The sequence below is a fragment of the Carnobacterium divergens genome, assembly GCF_900258435.1.
Classification (GTDB): domain Bacteria; phylum Bacillota; class Bacilli; order Lactobacillales; family Carnobacteriaceae; genus Carnobacterium; species Carnobacterium divergens_A.
The window spans coordinates 1,934,887-1,957,889 of the sequence record NZ_LT992558.1 but is presented as its reverse complement, the minus strand read 5'-3'; the positions used below and the strand labels follow the sequence as shown (position 1 = coordinate 1,957,889).

General features: G+C 36.4%; 22 protein-coding genes and 3 other annotated features (1 of these 25 running past the window's edge). Of the genes, 19 read left to right on the top strand and 3 right to left on the bottom strand.

Translation table 11 applies throughout. The features are described 5' to 3' along the window. Positions 1 to 81: 81 nt before the first annotated feature. The 3 genes from rpsD to CDIMF43_RS09800 form a co-directional block, all read right to left on the bottom strand. Complete coding sequence (gene rpsD, locus CDIMF43_RS09810; RefSeq protein ID WP_074403139.1) at positions 82 to 687, bottom strand: 30S ribosomal protein S4; 606 nt, start codon at positions 685 to 687, stop codon at positions 82 to 84. Positions 688 to 973: 286 nt separating this feature from the next. After that, on the bottom strand, positions 974 to 1,441 hold the full coding sequence (locus tag CDIMF43_RS09805; protein WP_109841877.1) for a GAF domain-containing protein: 468 nt from the start codon (positions 1,439 to 1,441) through the stop codon (positions 974 to 976). 13 nt (positions 1,442 to 1,454) lie between these two features. Then, positions 1,455 to 1,937: a hypothetical protein gene (locus CDIMF43_RS09800; RefSeq protein WP_109841876.1), complete on the bottom strand. Its 483-nt coding sequence runs from the start codon at positions 1,935 to 1,937 to the stop codon at positions 1,455 to 1,457. Positions 1,938 to 2,186: 249 nt separating this feature from the next. On the opposite strand from CDIMF43_RS09800, the gene CDIMF43_RS09795 reads away from it, so the two are divergent. The 19 genes from CDIMF43_RS09795 to CDIMF43_RS09705 all read left to right on the top strand — a co-directional run bounded on the left by CDIMF43_RS09795 (position 2,187) and on the right by CDIMF43_RS09705 (position 22,901). Then, complete coding sequence (locus tag CDIMF43_RS09795; RefSeq protein ID WP_109841875.1) at positions 2,187 to 3,902, top strand: septation ring formation regulator EzrA; 1,716 nt, start codon at positions 2,187 to 2,189, stop codon at positions 3,900 to 3,902. Positions 3,903 to 4,095: 193 nt separating this feature from the next. Further along, positions 4,096 to 5,235 carry a cysteine desulfurase family protein gene (locus CDIMF43_RS09790; protein WP_074403135.1) on the top strand — a complete coding sequence of 380 codons (1,140 nt, stop codon included), beginning with the start codon at positions 4,096 to 4,098 and terminating at the stop codon, positions 5,233 to 5,235. A 32-nt stretch (positions 5,236 to 5,267) separates the two neighbouring features. Then, positions 5,268 to 6,485, top strand: a complete 1,218-nt coding sequence (thiI, locus tag CDIMF43_RS09785) for a tRNA uracil 4-sulfurtransferase ThiI (protein WP_074403134.1) — start codon at positions 5,268 to 5,270, stop codon at positions 6,483 to 6,485. Between the two features lie 179 nt (positions 6,486 to 6,664). Then, positions 6,665 to 8,269, top strand: coding sequence for an amidohydrolase (locus CDIMF43_RS09780; RefSeq protein WP_109841874.1), 1,605 nt, complete (start codon positions 6,665 to 6,667; stop codon positions 8,267 to 8,269). A gap of 138 nt (positions 8,270 to 8,407) precedes the next feature. After that, positions 8,408 to 9,064, top strand: a complete 657-nt coding sequence (locus CDIMF43_RS09775) for a redox-sensing transcriptional repressor Rex (RefSeq protein WP_074403401.1) — start codon at positions 8,408 to 8,410, stop codon at positions 9,062 to 9,064. 92 nt (positions 9,065 to 9,156) lie between these two features. Beyond that, positions 9,157 to 9,657 carry a thiol peroxidase gene (gene tpx, locus CDIMF43_RS09770; protein WP_109841873.1) on the top strand — a complete coding sequence of 167 codons (501 nt, stop codon included), beginning with the start codon at positions 9,157 to 9,159 and terminating at the stop codon, positions 9,655 to 9,657. A 58-nt stretch (positions 9,658 to 9,715) separates the two neighbouring features. After that, positions 9,716 to 9,942: a binding site (T-box leader), on the top strand. Between the two features lie 95 nt (positions 9,943 to 10,037). Continuing rightward, a complete protein-coding gene (locus CDIMF43_RS09765; RefSeq protein WP_109841872.1) occupies positions 10,038 to 12,683 on the top strand; it encodes a valine--tRNA ligase in 2,646 nt (881 codons plus the stop codon). A gap of 147 nt (positions 12,684 to 12,830) precedes the next feature. Next, positions 12,831 to 14,138, top strand: coding sequence for a bifunctional folylpolyglutamate synthase/dihydrofolate synthase (locus tag CDIMF43_RS09760; RefSeq protein ID WP_109841871.1), 1,308 nt, complete (start codon positions 12,831 to 12,833; stop codon positions 14,136 to 14,138). A 14-nt stretch (positions 14,139 to 14,152) separates the two neighbouring features. Beyond that, complete coding sequence (locus tag CDIMF43_RS09755; RefSeq protein ID WP_074403129.1) at positions 14,153 to 14,818, top strand: HAD family hydrolase; 666 nt, start codon at positions 14,153 to 14,155, stop codon at positions 14,816 to 14,818. A gap of 57 nt (positions 14,819 to 14,875) precedes the next feature. Continuing rightward, positions 14,876 to 15,565 (top strand): RadC family protein, encoded by a 690-nt coding sequence (gene radC / locus CDIMF43_RS09750; RefSeq protein WP_109841870.1) that lies wholly within the window; start codon positions 14,876 to 14,878, stop codon positions 15,563 to 15,565. Between the two features lie 167 nt (positions 15,566 to 15,732). After that, positions 15,733 to 15,933: a cold-shock protein gene (locus CDIMF43_RS09745; protein WP_034571318.1), complete on the top strand. Its 201-nt coding sequence runs from the start codon at positions 15,733 to 15,735 to the stop codon at positions 15,931 to 15,933. A gap of 314 nt (positions 15,934 to 16,247) precedes the next feature. After that, entirely contained in the window at positions 16,248 to 17,261 is a 1,014-nt protein-coding gene (locus tag CDIMF43_RS09740; protein ID WP_074402472.1) for a rod shape-determining protein, read from the top strand. Between the two features lie 181 nt (positions 17,262 to 17,442). Further along, a complete protein-coding gene (gene mreC, locus CDIMF43_RS09735; RefSeq protein WP_074402473.1) occupies positions 17,443 to 18,294 on the top strand; it encodes a rod shape-determining protein MreC in 852 nt (283 codons plus the stop codon). After that, on the top strand, positions 18,295 to 18,816 hold the full coding sequence (gene mreD, locus CDIMF43_RS09730) for a rod shape-determining protein MreD (protein WP_109841869.1): 522 nt from the start codon (positions 18,295 to 18,297) through the stop codon (positions 18,814 to 18,816). A gap of 63 nt (positions 18,817 to 18,879) precedes the next feature. Continuing rightward, positions 18,880 to 19,572 (top strand): septum site-determining protein MinC, encoded by a 693-nt coding sequence (locus CDIMF43_RS09725; RefSeq protein ID WP_074402475.1) that lies wholly within the window; start codon positions 18,880 to 18,882, stop codon positions 19,570 to 19,572. Further along, positions 19,572 to 20,360 carry a septum site-determining protein MinD gene (minD, locus tag CDIMF43_RS09720; RefSeq protein ID WP_034569156.1) on the top strand — a complete coding sequence of 263 codons (789 nt, stop codon included), beginning with the start codon at positions 19,572 to 19,574 and terminating at the stop codon, positions 20,358 to 20,360. The genes CDIMF43_RS09725 and minD overlap by 1 nt, the downstream gene beginning before the upstream one ends. Positions 20,361 to 20,389: 29 nt before the next feature. Continuing rightward, positions 20,390 to 20,646: a binding site (T-box leader), on the top strand. 94 nt (positions 20,647 to 20,740) lie between these two features. Further along, a complete protein-coding gene (locus CDIMF43_RS09715; RefSeq protein WP_109841868.1) occupies positions 20,741 to 21,538 on the top strand; it encodes an amino acid ABC transporter substrate-binding protein in 798 nt (265 codons plus the stop codon). 13 nt (positions 21,539 to 21,551) lie between these two features. Further along, a complete protein-coding gene (locus tag CDIMF43_RS09710; protein WP_074402477.1) occupies positions 21,552 to 22,187 on the top strand; it encodes an amino acid ABC transporter permease in 636 nt (211 codons plus the stop codon). Between the two features lie 15 nt (positions 22,188 to 22,202). Further along, positions 22,203 to 22,901 (top strand): amino acid ABC transporter ATP-binding protein, encoded by a 699-nt coding sequence (locus CDIMF43_RS09705; protein ID WP_074402478.1) that lies wholly within the window; start codon positions 22,203 to 22,205, stop codon positions 22,899 to 22,901. A 52-nt stretch (positions 22,902 to 22,953) separates the two neighbouring features. Next, positions 22,954 to 23,003 (top strand) — a sequence feature (ribosomal protein L21 leader region) (it continues 26 nt past the right edge of the window).

The window sequence follows — 23,003 nt, the reverse complement described above, 5'->3', positions numbered from 1 at the left end:
AATAAAAAGCAAAAAGCCATCAAACCCTTTTATAATAAGGATTTGACGACTTTTGACATCACTCTACATGAGCTAATTCAATTAACGGTTGTAGAATTCAACGATGTAAGACTCATCGATTTCAGCATACAATTCTTCACGTTCTGGTAAACGAGAAAGAGAACCTTCTAATTTTTCAGCGTCAAAGCTAATGAAGTCTGGACGACCAAATAATGCTTCAACGGCAGCTTTGATGATTTCTAGGTTTTTAGATTTTTCACGAACTGAAATTACTTGACCAACTGAAACGCTGTATGATGGAATATCAACGCGTTTGCCGTCAACTAAAATATGACCGTGGTTTACTAATTGACGTGCTTGACGACGAGTAGTAGCAAGACCTAAACGGTAAACAACATTATCTAAACGTTGTTCTAGTAAGATCATGAAGTTAACACCGTGCTTACCTTCTTTTAATTTACCAGCTTTTACAAACAAGTTTTTAAATTGACGTTCGTTCATGCCGTACATGTTACGTAATTTTTGTTTTTCTTGTAATTGTAAACCGTACTCTGATAATTTTTTACGGCTGTTAGGACCATGAGGACCTGGAGCGTAAGGACGACGTTCGATTTCTTTACCTGTTCCTGAAAGTGAAATGCCTAGACGGCGAGATACTTTCCAACTTGGGCCTGTATAACGTGACATAATAAAATTCCTCCAATAAATAAATGTTTTTTGGAGTAAAATAATAAGTAGAGAGTTCAGTATTTCGTGCAGTTTATTATTTCAATCTTCACCTTTGCAGCCGCAGGTTACACAATTGAACCTTGTAGGCAATAAACTGTTGACGTGAATACCACTTTCACGCTGCATTATTTTACACAATGTCTAGTATACCTTATTGCCAATCTAACGTCAATCAATAGTTGCTTAAATTGCCTATTGATGCAACAAAAAAAGCAATGATTGGAAACCAACATTGCTCTAGAATTTAAATGGAACTATTTGCAAGTAAAATCAGTACAAAATCTTCTAAATAGCCACGATCGATTTCATCGAAGCGATTTGTAATCGGAGCATCAACATCTAATACGCCAATTGTTTTTCCATTTTTCATCAAAGGAATCACAATCTCAGACTGGCTCTTAGCATCACACGCAATATGACCTGGAAAATCATGAACATTATCAACAACAACAGATTCATTTTTAGCAAAAGCTGTTCCGCAAACGCCTCTTCCATTTTTTATACGAATACAAGCGACTTTCCCTTGAAATGGACCTAATACTAATTCATCCGTTTCTACTTCATACAAATAAAAGCCAGCCCAATTGATATCTGGCAGATTTTCAAAAAGCAAAGCGGAAGCATTGCTTAAATTAGCAATTAAATTAGTCTCATCGCCAATAATAGCCTCTAGCTGCGCGTTGGTTAATTGATAAATCCCTTTTTTTGACATAAGAGTCACTCCTTTAGTTGCTCAGATTATTAAATTCGATTTTTTCCTGATCTTTTTTTAAATCAACTTGTTCTTCACCTTTAAGGGTCCAAGCAATTTTAGCGTTGGCAATAAATTCACCAATTTCGCCTCCATTGTCGACATTAAAGCGAACAAATAGTGAATCTGTTCGTTCATTTTTTTCACTTTTTTGCAGTTTTTTAAAAATTTGTTCAATATCTTCTTTATTACGGCTGAAAACTAATACTCGTAAAAAGGTCTGTGATCCATCTAAAGTGGATTTACTAGCAATCGTATAGGCTGCTTTTTGTTTTTGATTGATTTGGTTGATCTTCATTTGGCTAAATAAAACGAAGAAAAGGCTAACTAACAAGATTAATCCAGCTTTTCGGTGGAATTTTTTTGAATTTAATTTGTGCATTTTAATCGCAGCAAAAAGCAATATAGCACAAAATATCAAGCCAAGAATACCCACAATTTTAAGCAATAAGAACATATTATCTCCCCAAACGTTTGTTTCTTCACTAAATTTGGATAAAAAATAACTGAAATTAATTGATTTCTAGTGTTAGTTTTTTATCACTGTGGTATAATCTACAATAGGTGTTTTATTAAAAAAAAGCAAGAAATTCAGCTAATAAAAATCTAAAGTTTTTCTCATAAAAAAAGAAATTCAAAATGACAAACATTATATTTTGTTACATACCATTATTTTGCTACAATCAATTCAAGTGGAGGTTTTAGAATGAATTTTATATTTGTATTAATCGGCATTATTTTATTAGCATTACTCATTTACGGGGTAGGTTTTATTTTAAAGAAACGACATTTCAGCAAAATAGACGAACTTGAAACAAGAAAAATCGCATTGATGGATAAACCTGTAATCGATGAAATCAACAAAATAAAAAAATTGCAGTTAACAGGTCAAACTGAAAAATCATTTAAAGATTGGAATGCAGCTTGGGAGAACATTGCCACGGTTAGCTTTCCAGATATTGAAAATTACTTATTTGATGCTGAACAAGCAACGGATCGCTTAAAGCTAATTAAAGCGCAAAAAGCTGAAGATGCTGCATTACACATAATTAATGAAACAGAAGAAAGTATCAAAAAAATTCAATTAGCATTAAAAAAATTGGTTGAAAGTGAAGAAAAAAACCGCTTAGAGATCAAAAAAGTACAAGAAAAATATCAAGACATTCGTAAGAAGTTGTTGACTCAAAGTTTTTCTTTTGGACCGGCATTGGAAAATTTAGAGCGTCGTTTAACTTTTCTAGAATTGGATTTTTCTAAATTTACAGAACTAACTTCTTCAGGAGACCACATTGAAGCAAAAGAAGTTTTAGATCGTGTGTCGCAAGATACCAACGAGTTACATCGGGTAGCAGAACTGGTTCCAACGATTTACAAAGAGCTTACGGTTGAAGATACTGATCAAGTGAAAGAAATTAAAGAAGGGTATCAGCAATTAGTAGCTGAAAATTATCGTTTTTTAGACATTGATATTCCAAAAGAAATTCAAGAGATTGAACGTGCTATTGAAGTGGGCATGGAGTTTGTTGAAAAGGTTGAAGTTGACGAAGCGAAAGAACATTTAGCAGAGTTGGACACAAAGATTGACCACTTATATGATGTCATGGAAAATGAAATTGATTCAAAAGCCTTTGTAATAAGCCAAAAACAATTAGTTTCTGAATATTTAGATCATGTAATTGTCAACAACCGTAAATTATTGATTGAAATTGATCGTGTCTCTCAAAGCTACACTTTAAATCAAGATGAAACAGGAAGTGCGAATAAAATTGAATCTGAACTAGAAGATTTAAAAACGGCATTTGAGTTATCTTCACAAGAGATTGAACAAGATGAAGCCATTTATTCAGTCATTGCAGAAAGCTATGAAAAAATGGGCGATCGATTAGAAGAGATTGAAAAAACACAACAAGAACTAAACAGCAACTTGCTTCATTTACGCAAAGAAGAGATGGATGCGCAAGCAAAATTAGATGAGTTTGAATTTGAAATGCGTGGTCTTAAACGTTATGTTGAAAAACAACATTTACCAGGACTGCCCCCTGACTACCTAGAATTGTTCTTTGCTACAACGAATCGAATTGAGCAATTGGCTAAAGAACTAAACAAATTAAAAATTGACATGAAAGAAATCACACGTCTGTGTTTCCTATGTCAAGATGATGTTACGTTAATCAAGGAAAAAACAGAAGAGATTGTGGATAGTGCTTTATTAACTGAGTACATGATGCAGTATGCAAACCGTTACCGTCATTCAAATGAAGGAATCGCACAAGCCATTGATGATACATTGAAATTATTCAATCATGAATTTCAATATAAAGAAGCTCTAGAAACTATTTCAACAACGCTTGAAACGGCTGAGCCTGGTGCGTACAAAAAAGTTGAGTCTTCATACTTTGAAGATAAAGAAGCAAAACATTAATTAATAAAAGCTGACAATCAAGTTGATTGTCAGCTTTTTTATTCTTAATTTTGTAACATCTAATGAGGGGATTCTAAAATTTTTAAATGGAACGTTTGTGATTTGGCTAAAGTCTGCTATAATTATAAAGGTTTTTAACAAGAAAATAAGGAACAAGTTGAATTGTTTCGCTTTAAAAAGAAGGCGTGAGAAAATGATTTACTTTGATAATAGTGCAACGACTAAAATAGACGACAGTGTTTTGAAAACCTATTTAAAAGTTAGTGAAGAAATAATGGGGAATCCATCTAGCTTACATGGTCTAGGAGACGCTTCTACAGGTTTACTTCAGCAAGCAAGAAAGCAAATTGCTGAACTTTTAAACACTTCAATGGAAGAAATTTACTTTACAAGTGGCGGAACAGAAGGCGACAACTGGGCTGTTAAAGGAACGGCAATTGAAAAACGTAAATTTGGAAAACATCTAATTACGACGGCGATTGAACACCCGGCTGTAAAAGAATCGATGGAACAATTAAAAATGCTTGGATTTGATATTACTTATTTGCCCGTTAACAAAGAAGGGGTTGTTTCCGTTAAGGCGTTAAAAAAAGAACTTCGCTCAGATACTACTTTAGTTTCAATCATGGCTGTTAATAATGAAATAGGGAGCGTTCAGCCGTTAGAAGAAATTGGCGAAGTCTTAAAAGCTTATCCAAAAGTACATTTTCACGTCGATGCAGTACAGGCAATTGGAAAAATTCCACTTGATTTATCGACAAACTCAAGAATCGATATCGCTACCTTTTCTGGGCATAAATTCCATGCTCCCAGAGGAACAGGTTTTATGTATTTGAAGAAAGGGAAAAAACTCGCGCCTCTTTTAAATGGCGGTGGGCAAGAGTCGGGCAAGAGAAGCGGAACTGAAAATGTTGCTGGGATTACGGCACTGTCAAAGGCACTACGTCTAGTATTGACTGATCCAAAAGAAAAACAATTGCGTCAACTTGAAATCAAAGAATACTTGATGGATCAGTTAGACAGCTATGCTAAAGTAACCTTGTTTTCAACGAAAGAAGGCGCGCCTCATATTTTGTGCTTTGCACTAAGAGGAATCCGTGGTGAAGTAATGGTTCATGCTTTTGAGAAAAAAGGCATCTACATTTCCACCACCAGTGCGTGTTCAAGTAGAAGTCAAACAAGCGGAAGTACCTTGTCTGCAATGCATGTGCCTGAAAATATTGCTACAAGTGCAGTCAGAGTTAGCTTAAATGATACTAATACAATAGAAGAAGCTCAACAATTTATCAAAGAATTTGATGCACTATACCGTCAGTTTCGCGATATCCACTAATCGAAAGCTCAAAGAAAAGAGATGACAAAAAGATGCAATACAGTGAAATTATGATTCGTTACGGCGAATTATCAACAAAAGGAAAAAATAAACGAACCTTTATTAGTCGCTTGGTGAAAAATGTGAGTCACGCCCTTCACGATTACCCAGAAGTGAAAATTTATGGTGAACGGGATCGGATGTATTTGCTTTTAAATGGGGCAGATAGTCAGGTAGTAATGGATCGTCTACAACCGATTTTTGGAATTCAAACCTATTCTCCAGTAGTTAAAGTAGAACGCGATATTGAAGCTTTGAAAGTTGCAGCAGTAGAGATGATTCGGAATGTATATCAAGAAGGTCAAACCTTCAAGATTACAACAAGACGCGCAGACCACAAATTTGAATTAGATACTAATGACATTAACCAGTTACTAGGTGGCGAAGTTTTAAGAAACATCGAAGGTATCAAAGTTCAAGTGAAAAAACCAGATATTGAATTACGTGTGGAAGTTCGCTTAGAAGGGCTCTTTTTATCCTGTGAAACGATTTTAGGCGCAGGCGGTTTACCAGTTGGTTCTGGTGGGCGTGGGATGTTAATGTTATCAGGTGGAATTGATTCTCCTGTAGCAGGTTATCTAGCAATGAAACGTGGTGTTGAAATTGAAGCGGTTCATTTCCACAGCCCGCCTTATACAAGTCCACGCGCCTTACAAAAAGCCAAAGATTTAACGGCTAAATTAACAGCATATGTTGGCAGTATTCAGTTTATTGAAGTCCCTTTTACTGAAATCCAAGAAGAAATTAAACGAGTAGTACCAGAAGGCTATTTAATGACAGTGACCCGAAGAATGATGATGCGTTTAACCGATCAAATTCGAGCACAACAAAAAGGTCTAGCGATTATTAATGGAGAGTCTCTTGGTCAAGTAGCATCTCAAACGTTACAAAGCATGGTAGCTATCAATGAAGTAACCAATACGCCAATTATCCGTCCGGTGGTTTCAATGGATAAAAATGAAATCATTGAAATTGCCCAAAAAATCGATACATTTGATTTGTCGATTCAACCCTTTGAGGATTGCTGTACTATTTTTGCTCCGCCAGCACCAAAAACAAAACCAAAACTAGACAAAGCACAAGGCTTTGAAGCAAGATTGGATGTTGAAGGACTAATTGAACGCGCAATGGCAGGGCTTGTGATTAGCGAAATCAAAATCGGAGACAATTTGGAAAAAATGCAAGAAGAAGAATTTTCTGATTTCTTATAATAATGAAAGAACAAAGTGATTTAGCCGTTGGTGCTGAATCACTTTTTTGATTGTATTTACAAGGGGAAGAACAACAAAAAGAAGCAATAAAGTCAGTTAAAATGAAGGAATTAGAACTTGTTTTTTATTATAATGGGACTATAATAAATGAGTAATCGAAAAAGAATGGTGGGTTTTAAATGAAATTATGGACAAATGGTCTTTTTTATACAATGGAAAACGAGGGAGCAACCGTCGAAAGTGTGCTAGCAAATGAAACTGAAATTATAGCAACGGGTTCAGAAGCCCAATTAAAAGCGCAGTATGGGGAGCTAATTAAAGAAGAAATCGATTTAAAAGGAGCAACTGTGCTACCTGGTTTGGTGGACAGTCACTTGCATTTATTATGGTACGGACAAAGCTTAGCCCGCTTAAATTTAAACCAACAAACCTCAAGAACAGCAGCATTAAAAATGATAGCTGACAAAGTAGCGACGTTAAAGCCAGATGAATGGCTATTTGTAGAAGGCTACAATGAGAACATGTGGGAAGACGATGGACGTGGACTTACTTATCAAGATTTAGATCAAATTTCAACGCGACAGCCTATTTTAGTGAGACGCATCGACTATCATAATGTAGTCATTAATTCACCTTTTATCAAAAAAATTCAGTTAAAAAATCATCAAGTATTTGAAGGTGGCGGTGAAATTGACCTAACACCAGATGGCAAACTAACGGGTATTTTAAAAGACGAGGCGACCAATTTAGCCATCGATGCCTTTCCACTAGCAACACCCACAGAAATGGAAAATTATTTAAAATTGGCAATTGAAGATTTATGGTCAAAAGGAATAACAGGTGGACATTCAGAAGATTTGCATTACTTTAATGGCTTTACAGGCACGTTTAAAACCTTTACTGATGTTGTTGGAAATCAAGAAAATCAACTGCCATTTAGATCTCATTTACTGATTCATAATGCTGAATTAGCGAACTTCAATCAATCGAATGAAACCTTTTTAAGCAATCATCCGTGGGTGGAATTAGGCGCAATGAAAATCTTCTATGATGGAACAGTCGGTTCTAAAACGGCGTTGATGTCCCATTCATATCCAAATGAACCGACTCAATTTGGTTTACAAGTCCAAACCGACGAAGTTTTCGAGACTATGGTAAAGGATGCAAGAAAAGCAGAACTGCCTGTAGCGATTCATATTTTAGGCGATCAAGCTTTTGAAAATGTCATCACTACATTAAAAAAATATCCTCCAAAAGCAGGTCAACTAGACCGAATGATTCACACACCGTGGCTTCGACCTGATTTATTGGAAAAAGCAAGTGGTATGCCGTTGTTGTTTGATTTACAACCGCAATTTATGAGCAGCGACTTACCTTGGGCTCTTGAAGTTTTAGGGGAGACACATCCACCTCTTGCTTTTGCATGGAAAAGCATCCAAAAAGCAGGTTTTGCAACAGCAGGAGGAAGTGACGCCCCTGTTGAAATCCCAAATCCTTTTTACGGCATTCACGCAGCCGTAACGAGAACGGTTAGCTCTGATTTAGATGGAAAACACTATTTTCCTGAAGAAGCATTGTCACGATTTGAAGCCATTCGATTATATACGGTTGGAAGTGCAAAAGCTTGCTATCACGAAACGACCAGAGGGATGATAAAACCCGGATTTGTTAGTGATTTTACGATTTTAAAAGACAATCCCTTCACTATTTCTACAAAAGAATTAAGAACAATAAAAGTACTGAAAACAGTCATTGCCAATCAAATCGTTTTTTCAACAAAATAAGAACCTAGCTAGTTAGTGTAAAAAAAATACGCTAATTAGCTTTTTTGTTACGACTGTGAAAAAAATCACAATTTAATTGAATGTCCGGTATGACAATGGTAATATGGGGATAAGAGTGAAAACAGGAAGGTGAATTTGTTGGTAAAAAAATTAGAAGCAGTACAGTTGCCAAAAGCAACGGCAAAACGTTTGCCACTTTATTATCGCTATTTAAAAACATTAGAAGATTCTGGAGTGAAGCGAATTAAATCAAAAGAATTCAGTGCCTTAACCCAAGTTCCCTCTACAACCATTCGACGAGATTTTTCCCATTTTGGAGAACTTGGACGAAGTGGGTACGGCTATGATGTCGATCATGTAATTGAAGTTTTTGATCAAATTTTAAATGTGAATAAGTTAACGAAAGTAGCAATAGTTGGCGTTGGGAATTTAGGGAAAGCCTTATTAGCAAATAATTTCCGACGAGATGAAAACCTGAAAATCGCCTGCGGATTTGAAAAAGATGAGACGCAATGTGGCGAAGTCCTTTCAGGTATTCCGATTTATTCCATTGACAAAATGGCGGAAATTATTCAAGAAGAAGGGATAAACACTGCTATTTCAACAGTGCCAAGTAAATACTCGCAAGAAGCAATTGACTCCTTAGTTGCAGCCGGTGTGACGGCTATCTTAAACTTCGCGCCAGGTCGTGTGTCAGCCCCTCCTGAAGTCGACATCCGCTACATCGATTTAACAACAGAATTATTAACCTTGATCTATTTCAACGAACACCTTCGTGAAAAAGTAGAGATTTAAGTAGTTGAAGCAGAATGGTTGCGTCGCTTTTGTTTTTTTTCGTATACTAGAAGAAGACAAACAATGTTTTTTACTAAAAGGAGATTATAATGATGGAAATTACTAAACGAGGCACCGTGATAAAAGTCGAAGGAACACAACCAAAAGTTGGAGAAAAAGCACCTGGATTTCAATTAAAAAACTTAAACGATCAAGTCATTTCATTATCTGATTACCAAGGAGAAGTGGCGTTAATCAGTGTGATTCCAAATATTGATACATCCGTTTGTGCAATTCAAACCAAACAATTTAACCAAATTGCTGGAAAACTTGAAGGCGTACAGTTGATGACCATTTCAAACAATACAAAAGAAGAGCAAGCAGATTGGTGTGCTGGGAATGGCGTTGAAATGGAAATGCTTCACGATACGGACTTAACGTTTGCTAAAAGCTACGGATTATATATGCCTGAATTAGATTTACTAGCACGTTCCGTCTTTGTGGTTAATCGCGAAGGGGTCTTAGTATATGAAGAAATTGTTTCAGAAATGAGCCATGAACCAAATTACGAAAAAGCAATTGAAGCAGCCAAAGCAGCAGTTGCTGCCAAATAAGCCAAATTTGTAAAAAAAGATTGAGTTTCGTCAGCTTCAATGCTAGAATTAAGAAAAGAAAAAAGCTTTGAACAAGAGGAGTATCTGCCCCTTAGATTTTAGAGAATAGAACAGTTGCTGAGAGTTCTTAATCGACGGACAGAAAAGGTAGCTTGGGAGCTGGATAGGTGAAGTAGGAGTAGCTTATCTCGGGTGGTTATCCGTTAACGACTGAAAGTTGAGAGGTGTGTCACAAAGAGACGCGCAAAATAGGTGGTACCGCGAATTCAAGCATTCGTCCTAATAAGTAGTTTGTTATTAGGGTGGGTGCTTTTTAGTTTGCCTTGATTTCAAACCTTCATAGGCTGAGTTAAATCAAATTAAGAAAAGAGGTTGTACAAATGACAGAAGAATTAAAAATGCCAACAAAATACAATCCCCAAGAAGTTGAAGCGGGGCGCTATGATGAGTGGGTAGCAAAGGATTTATTTAAACCAAGTGGAGATATGACCAAAAAACCGTATTCAATCGTGATTCCACCACCAAACGTAACGGGTAAATTACATTTAGGACACGCTTGGGACACAACTTTACAAGACATCATCATTCGTCAAAAACGCATGCAAGGATACGACACTCTTTGGTTGCCAGGAATGGATCATGCGGGGATTGCAACACAAGCAAAAGTAGAAGAAAAGCTAGCTGCAGAAGGTGTTTCACGCTATGATTTAGGACGCGAAAAATTTATCGACACCGTTTGGGAATGGAAAGAAGAGTACGCAACTTTTATTCGTGAACAATGGGCAAAAGTTGGGATTTCTGTTGATTATAGCCGTGAACGTTTTACCCTTGACGAGGGGTTATCAGAAGCTGTTCGTAAAGTTTTTGTGACCATGTTTGAAAAAGAGTTAATTTATCGGGGAGAATACATTATCAACTGGGATCCAAAAGCAAAAACTGCCTTATCGGATATCGAAGTAATCCACAAAGACGTAGAAGGCGCTTTTTATCATATGAGCTATCCTTTAGCTGACGGCAGTGGCGTCTTAGAAATTGCTACTACTCGACCTGAAACGATGTTAGGCGATACAGCCGTTGCAGTTCATCCAGAAGACGATCGTTACAAACACTTAATTGGAAAAATGTTGGTGTTGCCAATCGTCAATAAAGAAATTCCGATTATTGCAGATGAGTATGTTGAAATGGATTTTGGAACAGGTGTTGTTAAAATAACTCCAGCTCATGATCCAAATGACTTTGAAGTTGGAAATCGTCATGATTTACCACGTATCAATGTAATGAATGAAGATGGAACAATGAATGAACTTGCAGGTAAATATGAAGGCATGGACCGTTTTAAAGCACGTAAAGAAATCATTAAAGAATTAGAAGAAATCGGTCGTTTAATTAAAATTGAAAAAATGGTTCATAGTGTAGGACATTCTGAACGCACAGGAGTTGTCGTAGAGCCACGTTTATCAACCCAATGGTTTGTTAAAATGGCACCATTAGCAAAAGAAGCAATGGACAATCAAGCTACGGATCAAGCTGTAAACTTTGTTCCTGAACGCTTTGAAAATACGTATATGCGTTGGATGGAAAATGTTCATGATTGGGTTATTTCTCGTCAGTTATGGTGGGGACATCGTATTCCAGCATGGTACCACAAAGAAACAGGAGAATTGTATGTGGGCATGGAAGAACCAGCAGATGCGGAAAATTGGATTCAAGATCCAGATGTATTAGATACGTGGTTCAGTTCAGCTTTATGGCCATTTTCAACGATGGGTTGGCCAGATACAGAAGCGCCAGATTTTAAACGTTATTTCCCAACAAATACTTTAGTAACAGGATATGATATTATCTTCTTCTGGGTAAGTCGAATGATGTTCCAAAGTTTAGAATTTACAGAAGAGCGTCCTTTTGAAAATGTTTTGATTCACGGATTAATTCGTGACGAACAAGGTCGCAAAATGAGTAAATCATTAGGGAACGGAATTGACCCTATGGAAGTCATTGATAAATACGGTGCAGATGCCTTACGTTGGTTCTTATCCAATGGTTCAGCACCTGGTCAAGATGTTCGTTTTAGCTACGATAAGATGGATGCTAGCTGGAACTTCATTAATAAAGTGTGGAACGCTAGTCGCTTTGCTATTATGAACATGGACGGTTTAACAGTGGATGAAATCGATTTGACTGGACCAAAAACGATTGCAGATCGCTGGATTTTAACTCGTTTAAACGAAACGATTGAACACGTAACGAATTTATCTGAAAAATTTGAGTTTGGTGAAGCAGGTCGTCACCTATACAACTTTATTTGGGATGATTTCTGTGATTGGTATATCGAAATGAGTAAAGGTGTGTTAAATGGGGAAGATGAAGCAGCTAAATTAACAACCAGAAGTATTTTAGCTCATGTATTAGATCAAACCTTACGCTTGTTGCACCCAATTATGCCTTTCGTAACTGAAAAAATCTGGGAAAGTGTGCCGCATCACGGTGAATCATTAGTGGTAGCCGAGTACCCAGTTGTGCGCCCTGAATTTAACGATGAAACAGCTGCAAAAGGAATGGAAGTGTTAATGGAGTTGATTCGTTCTGTTCGTAACATTCGCTCAGAAGTGAATACACCGATGTCTAAAAAGGTAGAATTGTTGATTAAAACAAATGATCTTACGATTGAATCCTTCTTAATTGAAAATCAACATTATATTGAACGTTTTTGTAACCTTGAAACTTTGACGATTGCAAGTGACGTAACAGCACCTGAAACAGCAATGAGTGCAGTCATTACAGGCGCTGAAATTTACTTGCCACTAGCAGGTCTAATCAATATTGCAGAAGAAATCACACGTCTTGAAAAAGAAATGGCGAAATGGGATGGCGAAGTGAAACGTGTTCAAGGAAAACTTTCTAACGAACGTTTTGTTTCAAGTGCTCCTGAAGCAGTTGTTGAAAGCGAACGAGCAAAAGAAAAAGATTACCTTGAAAAACGTGAAGCAGTAGCTGAACGCATTAATGTCTTAAAAGCACAAGCATAATAATCAACTTGAACAGCCTCCTTTTTTAATAAGGAAAAGCTGTTCAAGTTTTTTATTAAAAAATAAAATCAATAGTCACCAGACGAGTAGAACGGTATAATAGTATTCATAGTAAAGAACTAACTGAAAAGAAATGGTGGGATCGATTTGTTTAACACATATGAAGAAGCGTTGACTTGGATTCACAGTCGTTTAGCCTTAGGAATCAAACCGGGCTTGAAAAGAATGGAATGGATGATGAAAAAATTAGGTCATCCAGAACGGAAATTTAAATCGATTCATGTCGCAGGAACAAATGGAAAAGGTTCAACTGTTACGTACCTTAGAAGTATGTTAGAAGCAGCGGGTCAAACCGTCGGGACATTTACTTCACCTTATATTGAAAGCTTTAACGAACGGATTAGTGTGAATGGAGAACCGATTTCAAATGAAGAAATTTTACGTTTAGCGAATTTAATTTATCCGTATGTGATGGAATTAGACGAAACCCCACTTGGAGGTCCAACTGAATTTGAAGTCGTTAACAGTATGATGTTTCAGTATTTTGGCGAGGGGCATGCGGACGTTGTAATTGTTGAAGTCGGTTTAGGCGGATTAGTGGATTCAACAAATGTTGTGACGCCAATAGTATCGGTGATTACGACTATTGGGTACGATCATATGCACATTTTAGGGAACACCCTTGCTGAAATTGCCTACCAAAAAGCGGGAATTATTAAAGCTGGTGTTCCTGTTGTTACTGGAAAAATCCCATCAGAAGCCTTAACAGTTATTGAAAAAATAGCGATTGAACAAGATAGTCTGCAAAGTCAATTTGGCAAAGATTTTTTTGTTTCCAAATGGCAAACATTACCGACATGGGGAGAGCAATTCACCTTTGAAGATGACTATATTTGCCTACGACAAGCTCAAATCTCAATGTTAGGCGAGCATCAAGTAGAAAATGCAGCGGTTGCCCTTGAAGCACTGCGTATTTATAGTCATGAAACGGGACTAGCTGTCGGGCATGAGCACATGCTACGAGGACTTAAACAAGCTTTTTGGCCAGGTAGAATGGAAAAAATAAATGAACAGCCATTGATTGTGATGGATGGCGCTCACAACGAACCTGCGATGATCCGTTTAGTGGAAACTCTTAAACGTGATTTCCCTAACCAAGATATTTATGTTTTATTTGCCGCATTAAAAGACAAGTCAGTAGATACCATGATGGCACAGTTACAAACGGTTCAAAACATGCATTTAATGGTGGCAACGTTCGACTACCCCAGAGCGGCTACAGGTGAAGAACTGGCTAATCAAGTTGCAGGTCCAGTTGAAATAGTAGAAAATTGGCAAACAGGATTAGTCAAAGCCATTAACGAAATGGACAGTAGCGATGTGTTGTTGATTACAGGTTCACTTTATTTTATTTCTGAAGTTCGTCAATATTTTAAATCAGAAGAAAACAATTAGAGGAGTGGAAATTTTTGAAAAAAATAGAAGCAGTAATCTTTGATATGGACGGTTTAATTTTTGATACAGAGACCCTTTACTACCGAGCAAATCAAGAGATTGCCGATGAAATTGGTTTGGATTTTACGTATGACTATTATTTACAATATGTTGGAACCTCTGATGAAGAGTTGCATGAAAATCTTTACCGTGATTTTGATGATGAAAAAAAAGTGGCTCATTTAATTCAAGAAGGACGCAAGCGCGTGGAAGAAATTGTCAAACGTGACGGCTTAATTATTAAAGAAGGATTTATGGATTTGTTAAATTATTTAGAGGAAAAAAACATCAAAAAGGTGGTCGCTTCTAGTAATTTAAAAGAAATGATTCATCTCTTTATTGAAAGAGAAAAGCTGACAGGTCGGTTTGATTATATTGTTTCAGGCGATGAAGTGAAACGAGCAAAACCAGACCCAGAAATATTTGAAAAAGCGTGGTCAGGATTAGGTATTGCAAAAGAAAACACACTGATTTTGGAAGATTCAATCAACGGGATCAGAGCAGCTTTTGACGCTGGAATTGACGTTATTATGATTCCTGATTTAATTCCGCCAGGGGAAGAAGCCTTGGAAAAAACACTTAAAATTTATGATGATTTAACGATTGTCAAAGCTTATATCGATCAACAAAATAAAAACTAATGAATAAATGAACCCTCTCTTTTTTGCGAATAGTTATTCGAAAAGGGAGGTTTTTTTATGAGAGTAACTCACAGTTTAGTAAAAAAAATGCCAAAGCAAAGTCGACCACGGGAACGGTTGGAAAAGGATGGTGAAAAATCATTGTCTACCCATGAATTATTAGCGATTCTACTCCGGACAGGTCCAAAAGACAGCAGCGCTGTGGAATTATCATTGAACCTTTTAGCAGCATTTGAAGATTTATATTATTTAAAAACAGTTTCCATAGAAGAATTGATGTGTGTCAACGGAATTGGTCGCACAAAAGCAATTGAAATCAGAGCTGCAATTGAATTAGGAAGTCGCATTGCAGCTGCGACACAAGAAAAAAAGGGACAAGTGACTTCAAGCCATACGATTGGCAAAATGTTAATTAAGGAAATGAAAGATTTGCAACAAGAGCATGTAATCACGCTATTTCTTAATACAAAAAATGAAATTATCAAAAAAGAAACCATTTTTGTAGGCGGATTGAGCCAGTCAATCGCCCATCCAAGAGAAATTTTTAGAGGAGCGGTACGCTACGCAGCTGCACGCATTATCGTGGCACACAATCATCCATCAGGAAATCCAACTCCGTCTGATGCAGATTTTACGTTTACTAAAAGAATGGCAACTTGTGGCGAGTTGATGGGGATTGAATTATTGGATCATATTGTTATCGGATCCAACACGTATATTAGCCTGAAAGAAATGGGAGCGATTTAAATTTAAAAGAAATCATGCTTTTTCCTTGTGTAAAAAAAATGAACGTGTTATAATTAATTTAGTGTTTTTGTTAGGTAAAGAAAAGATTGTTTCAAAACATTCCAATTCGTACCGTTAAGCAAGAATATCAAATATTATGTGCAAAACGCACGAGGAGGAATTTCATTATGGAACAAGGTACAGTAAAATGGTTTAACGCAGAAAAAGGTTTTGGTTTTATCGAACGCGAAAACGGTGACGATGTATTCGTACATTTCTCAGCTATCGGCGGAGACGGATTCAAAACTTTAGAAGAAGGACAAGCAGTTTCTTTCGAAGTTGAAGAAGGCAACCGTGGACCTCAAGCAGCTAACGTTGAAAAAGCGTAAGCTTAACTTAAAAATTTTGAAGAACTGAGTATTTATACTCAGTTCTTTTTTTTGTTTCTTAAAAAAAGTCGTTTTGTTAGAGTGTTTTTATGTGTCAAAAAGGTGAATTCAGTATCAAAAGGTTTACAAAGCGTATAAATATTTAAAATTCTATTAAAATACATACAATATTAATGTTTTATCAATGTTTTTGCAGTATGATAAGTACTGTTACAGCATAATTGGATTTTTTTTGATATACTGTTAAATGAATCTAAAAATAATAAGATTTTTGATGATGAATCATGGATATATAGTTGAGAGGATGAAGTAATGTGTTTGGATTAGGAAGTAAGGATATTGGAATTGATTTAGGAACCGCAAATACCATGGTTTATGCAGATGGCAAAGGGATTGTCTTGAGAGAGCCTTCAGTCGTAGCAAAAAACACATCAACAGGAGAAATTGTTGCTGTTGGTGAAGAAGCTAGAAATATGATAGGTCGTACGCCAGGTTCAATCGTAGCCATTCGCCCAATGAAAGACGGCGTAATTGCAGATTATGAAACAACTGCAGCGATGATGAAATATTATATCCAAAAAACAATTGGAAAAACGAGTTCAAAACCATATGTCATGGTTTGTGTACCAAGTGGCGTAACGGAAGTTGAAAAACGCGCTGTTATCGACGCAACTAGAATGGCTGGAGCAAAAGATGCCTTCATTATTGAAGAACCATTTGCAGCAGCAATCGGTGCAGGACTGCCAGTTATGGACCCAACAGGAAGCATGGTTGTAGATATTGGTGGTGGAACAACAGACGTTGCAACTATCTCACTAGGTGGAATCGTGAGTAGCCGTTCTATTAGAATGGCCGGAGACCGATTAGATGATGCCATTATTCATTATGTACGCAAAAAATACAATTTACTAATTGGTGAAAGAACAGCTGAAGCCGTTAAAATCGAAATTGGGTGTGCTTCTGTAGAAAAAGCTGGAGAATATGGCGAAATGAGCATTCGAGGACGCGATTTGTTAACGGGTCTACCAAAAACAATCGAAATTTCTGCTGTTGACGTTTCTCAATCACTTCAAGAAGTGGTGGAAGCAATCGTCGTTGCAGTTAAAGAAACGCTTGAAGAAACATCACCTGAAATTTCTTCTGACGTCATCGATCACGGAATCGTTTTAACTGGTGGTGGTGCGTTATTAAAAAACTTATCAGAAGTAATTGCAGATGAAACACAAGTTCCAGTTTTTGTAGCAAATGAGCCACTAGATTGTGTTGCGATTGGAACAGGCGAATCATTGAAACATATTGATTTATTTAAGAAAAAAGCAAATCGATAAACAGACACCAAAATATGTTTAGAAACTGCGGGGAGTCTACAAACTTCCCGCTTCTTTTCTATTTAATAAGTTAAAATCAATCAATTTTCCTAAGAAAATAAGTTTATGTAAAATAATATTAGTATTTCAAATGAAATATGGTAAAATAGAGAAGGCCTTCAAGGCAAAGTGGGGTGACGAGTTGCATCAATTTTTTTCAAATAAAAAATTAATCATTTTATTAGTCAGTGTAATTGTTTGTATGGGGTTAATTGCCTATTCAATTAAAGAAAGAGCAAAGTTGCCAATCGTCCAACAATTCACCAATGACATTACTGCCATTACTGGGCGCGTTTTTTCAAAGCCAGCCAATGGAATTGTAAGTTTTATTGATTCGGTTGAAGAATTAAAAAATACTTACGAAGAGAACCAGTTGTTAAAATCAAAAATCGATAAACTTTATGAAACGCAAGTTGAACTAGCAGATCTAAAACAAGATAATAAAAAAATGCAAGAACAGTTGGAATTAACTTCAACTTTATCGAATTACAACCAAATTACAGGCAGTGTCATTGGCCGCAATCCTGATTCTTGGATTGATCAAATCGTCGTGGATAAAGGCAGCAAAAACGGTATTGAAAAAGGCATGTCTGTGATGGCTGGAAATGGGTTAGTTGGACGAATCGTAGAAGTGAGTCCTACAAGTTCTAAAGTTCAATTAATTACGACAGTTGATTCTAAAAAGAACCGTGTGGCAGCTTTGGTACAAAGCGAGTCAGGACAAATTCATGGAATTATCAATGGCTATGATAAAGAAACAAAACGTTTGAAAATGAATCAAATTACAACAGATGCTGAACCGAAAAAAGGCGACAAAGTTGTGACATCTGGCTTAGGTGGAATTACACCGTCAACGTTACTTATTGGTACCGTTGATGAAGTGAAATTAGACGCTCATGGATTATCAAAAGTAGCGTATATTACGCCGGCTGCAGATACCAATGACATCCGCTATGTAACCATCGTTCAACGTGAAGCTGAAAGTGGTGAGTAAATGAATTCAAATTTAAAAAGTTCATTTTTACCACCACTGATTCTTTTTGTTTTTTTCTTGTTAGACGGAGTTTTAGCAGCTTTATTTTCAGAAACGCTATACGGGAGCGACTATGTGCTTGTTCCTCGACTTACGATTATTTTACTCGTAATGATGTCTTTTTATTTACCTCGAAATAAAATGTTGGTACTTGCAATCGTATTTGGTCTCTTATTTGATAGTTATTACGTTGGAATATTAGGGATATATGTTGCCTTGTTTCCAATTATTGTGTACATCACTGAAAAATTAACAAAAGTGCTTCACCCTAATCCAATCGTAGTCGCAATGATGTTTATCATTGATTTGAGTTTAATTGAAACAACGTTATATTTTTTCTATACAATCTTGAAGGAAACAACAATGGATTTTAATACTTTTATGGTAGAACGATTAGGTCCAACTTTACTCTTAAATGTGGTAATCTTTATTTTCTTATACTACCCACTACAAAAACTTATGATGAAATTAGAAAAAATGTAAGTTCGGTTTTTGGTTGATAACGAAAGAATGAGCAATCAATGAAATGCGTTGGGAGTTGTTAAAGTGAAACAAAGTGTAACGTTAAAAGGAACAAAAGATGGTTTCGTCTTAACATTAGATGATACAGCTGCAATGAGCACGATTCATGAAGAATTAGATCAACTGTTAGCGAATCTATTAGCTGAAAATAAATCTACTAAAACAGATAAAAAATCCATTTCTCTTGAAATTAAAACAGGGAATCGTTTATTATCTGAAACGGAAGTCGATGAATTGACAACTAAAATTTCAACTACTAGCCAATTTCAAATCAAGCAGCTTAAATCTAACGTGTTGACGTACAAAGAAGCCAACGAGTGGCATGAAGCCAACAGTTTGCAAATGGAAATTCAAACGATTCGAAGTGGTCAAACATTAACGGCTAAAGGGGACATTCTTTTAATTGGAAAGGTTCATCCAGGCGGCAGTGTTCGTGCAGATGGAAGTATTTTTATTATCGGGGAATTGCTAGGCGTTGCTCATGCTGGTTTTAGTGGGGACGACAGTGCTGTTGTCGTAGCCGATTTCCAAACCGATGCACAGATTCGAATAGCAGATAATATTCAAATTATCGAAAATAAAACACATGAAAATAAAGGCGCGAATATGAAAGAATTTGCTTACATCAATGATTTGCACATTCTTGAATTTGCACCTGTAGAAAAACTAAAAGTGCTGCGGCCTAAAATGGACAAAGTGACAGGGGGATTAATGTAATGGGAACAGCGATTGTCATCACATCAGGAAAAGGTGGCGTAGGAAAGACGACTTCAACTGCCAATGTTGGTACGGCGTTAGCCTTACAAGGAAAGAAAGTTTGTCTGATTGATATGGATATCGGATTACGCAATTTAGATGTGATTCTGGGACTAGAAAACCGAATCATCTATGATATTGTTGATGTAGTTGAAGGACGAGCTAAGTTGCATCAAGCCATTATTAAAGATAAGCGTTTTAATGATAATTTATACTTATTGCCAGCTGCTCAAAATGCAGATAAAAGCTCCGTTAATGGAGAAGAAATGAAAGAAATTGTTGATAGCTTACGTCCAGACTATGACTATATTTTAATTGATTGTCCAGCAGGAATTGAACAAGGTTTCCAAAATTCCATTGCAGCTGCCGACATGGCAATTGTTGTCACCACTCCAGAAATTTCTGCAGTGAGAGATGCAGATCGAATTATAGGCTTACTAGAACAAACTGAAATGGAACCCCCGCGTCTAATTATTAATCGTATTCGTAAACGAATGATGCAAGATGGCGAAGTGTTAGATATTGATGAAATTACAAAACATTTGTCAATTGAATTACTAGGAATCGTATTTGATGATGATAGTGTTATTCGTTCGTCGAATAAAGGCGATCCAATTGTCTTAGATCCAAAAAATCCTGCTTCATTAGGCTACCGTAATATTGCGCGACGTGTCTTAGGCGAAACGGTGCCACTGATGTCATTAAAAAAAGAAAAGAAAAACTTTTTCCAAAAATTATTTGGCAAATAAAAAATTCTATGGTATAGTGATAAAAAATAATAAAAGCTTTGAAGAGAAAAAGTAAGAATTAGGACTTTTTAGAGAGGTTGCGGGTGGTGAAAGCAATCAAGAACTAGTTTCTGAACACACATCTCTGAGCTAGCAGTTGAACCTCACCTATATGGGAGTTGTAAACTGACTCGGGTGTACCCGTTACAGTACTAACGTTTAGTCGTTTTGAACGTGATAAGGCAATTTTCCGTGAGGAGATTGCAAAAAAAGGTGGAACCACGATACTTGTATAGTCGTCCTTTGATTTTCAAATTGAAAATCAAAGGACTTTTTTTGTTTTCCAGCGGACTGCAGCCAATTGAAAACAGCATTCTAATAAAAAAAGGGAGAGAATAAAGATGAAAATAAAAATGAGTATCGTTCTAAGTATTGTTGGATTTAGTTTATTGTTAGTTGGTTGCGGAAATAGCAAAAATGAACAAAATCAAACGGATGCAACAAAAGAAATTGAAAAATCAGGGAAACTGGTTGTAGGATTAGATGATACCTTTGCACCAATGAGTTATCGAGACAATAAAGGCGAAATCGTGGGGTTTGATGTTGACTTAGCAAAAGAAGTAGGAAAAAAACTAAGGTTAAAAATAGAATTTCAAGCGATAGATTGGGCAATGAAAGAAACAGAATTAAATGCGGGGAATATTGATTTCATTTGGAATGGTTATACAATTACCCCTGAAAGAAAAGAAAAAGTAGCCTTTTCAGATCCTTATCTAGAAAATAGCCAATCCATTGTTGTTTTAAAAAACAGTGAAATTCAAACAAAAAAAGAGCTAGCAGGGAAATCCATAGCAGCGCAACAAGCTTCTAGTGCAGTAGATGCTGTTTCAAAAAAAGAACTAGCAACTTTTAAAAATCAAGAACTCACACAATTTCCATCTAACAATGACGTCTTTAATGATTTAGCTAGCAAACGAAGCGAGGCCATTGTTGTTGATGAAGTGTTGGCGCGCTACTACATCAAATTAAAAGGGGTAGACACCTACCGAACACTAAAAGATAATTTTGGAAAAGAAGAGTACGGTGTTGGTTTACGAAAAAAAGATAAAGTATTAAAAACAAAATTAAATCAAGCGTTGAAGGAATTAAAAACAGACGGCACTTACGATACGATTTATCAAAAATGGTTTGCCGAGTAAAGGATGGATTGAAATGACAATGATAACAGAATTACTACCTGCGTTATTAGAGGGTTTAAAAACAACTTTATTCCTGTTTAGCATCATTCTAATCGTAACAATTCCTCTTGGGTTTTTAGTAGCGATTGTTCGAGTATACGCACCAAAAGGCATTTCCTTAATCGTACAATTTTATATTTATATCATGCGTGGAACGCCGTTACTTCTTCAATTAATGGTCGTGTTCTTTGGACTTCCTCATATTGGCATTACGCTAGATCGTTTTCCAGCAGCGGTCATTGCATTTGCATTAAATTATACAGCCTATTATGCAGAAATTTTCCGCGGTGGGATTTTGGCTGTTCCTAAAGGGCAATTTGAAGCGTTACAAGTTTTGGGGATTGGAAAGATTAGAGGATACCGTCGAATTATTATTCCACAAGTTACTCGAATTGTATTGCCTTCTGTAGGCAACGAAGTTATCTCGTTAGTAAAAGACACTTCATTAGTGTACATTTTAGGATTAGGTGAGCTACTAAGAGCAGGTCAAATTGCTTCTAATACCTATGCTTCTCTTATTCCCTTTGTAGCAGTAGGAATCATCTATTTGCTGATTACAGGTTTGGTAACACTTGGTTTAACTACTATTGAAAAGAGAATTCACTTTTAAAGGAGGAGAATAGGAATGTTGTTAACTGTCGAAAAAATAACAAAAAAATTTAATGGACAACCAGTGATAAAAGCCTTTGATTTTACTCTTGAAAAAGGTGAAATTGTTACTCTCATTGGAAAATCAGGAACAGGGAAAACAACTTTAATGCGCATAATAAATCATTTGGAAACAGTTGATGCAGGGGAAATTCGGTTGGGGGATATCACGCTATGCAAAACCAATCGAAAGGGAGAGGTTGATTATGCAAACAAGGGAACACTTAGAAAGTACCACAATCAAATTGGGATGGTTTTTCAAAACTATCAGTTGTTTCCTAATTTAACGGTGCTTGAAAATTGTATGGAAGCGCCTGTCGCTCAAAAAAGAGAGAGCAACCAATATTTACAAAAAAAAGCAATGGAATTATTAGAGCAAGTTGGATTAAATGAGAAAGCCAATGCGATGCCTAACGAATTATCCGGAGGACAACAGCAACGGGTTGCGATTGCAAGAGCTTTAATGCTTAATCCGAGTATCCTTTGCTTTGACGAACCAACCTCAGCCCTTGATCGTGAATCAACTATCGAAATTGGAAAAATGATTCAAAAAATAGCTGCAAATGGTACTGGTATCTTAATTGTGACCCATGACGATGAATTTGCAAAAGATATCGGAACAAGAGTCGTTTCATCAGATGAATTTTTAGATAATCGTGAGATTCACGAAAAATGATTGACCTATGGAATCATTTTTGGTATGATGGTACTGTTGTAAATGTGTAGCACCACAACTACAACCGCGCGGGAATGAGTCTTAAGTTCACACTTGTGACGC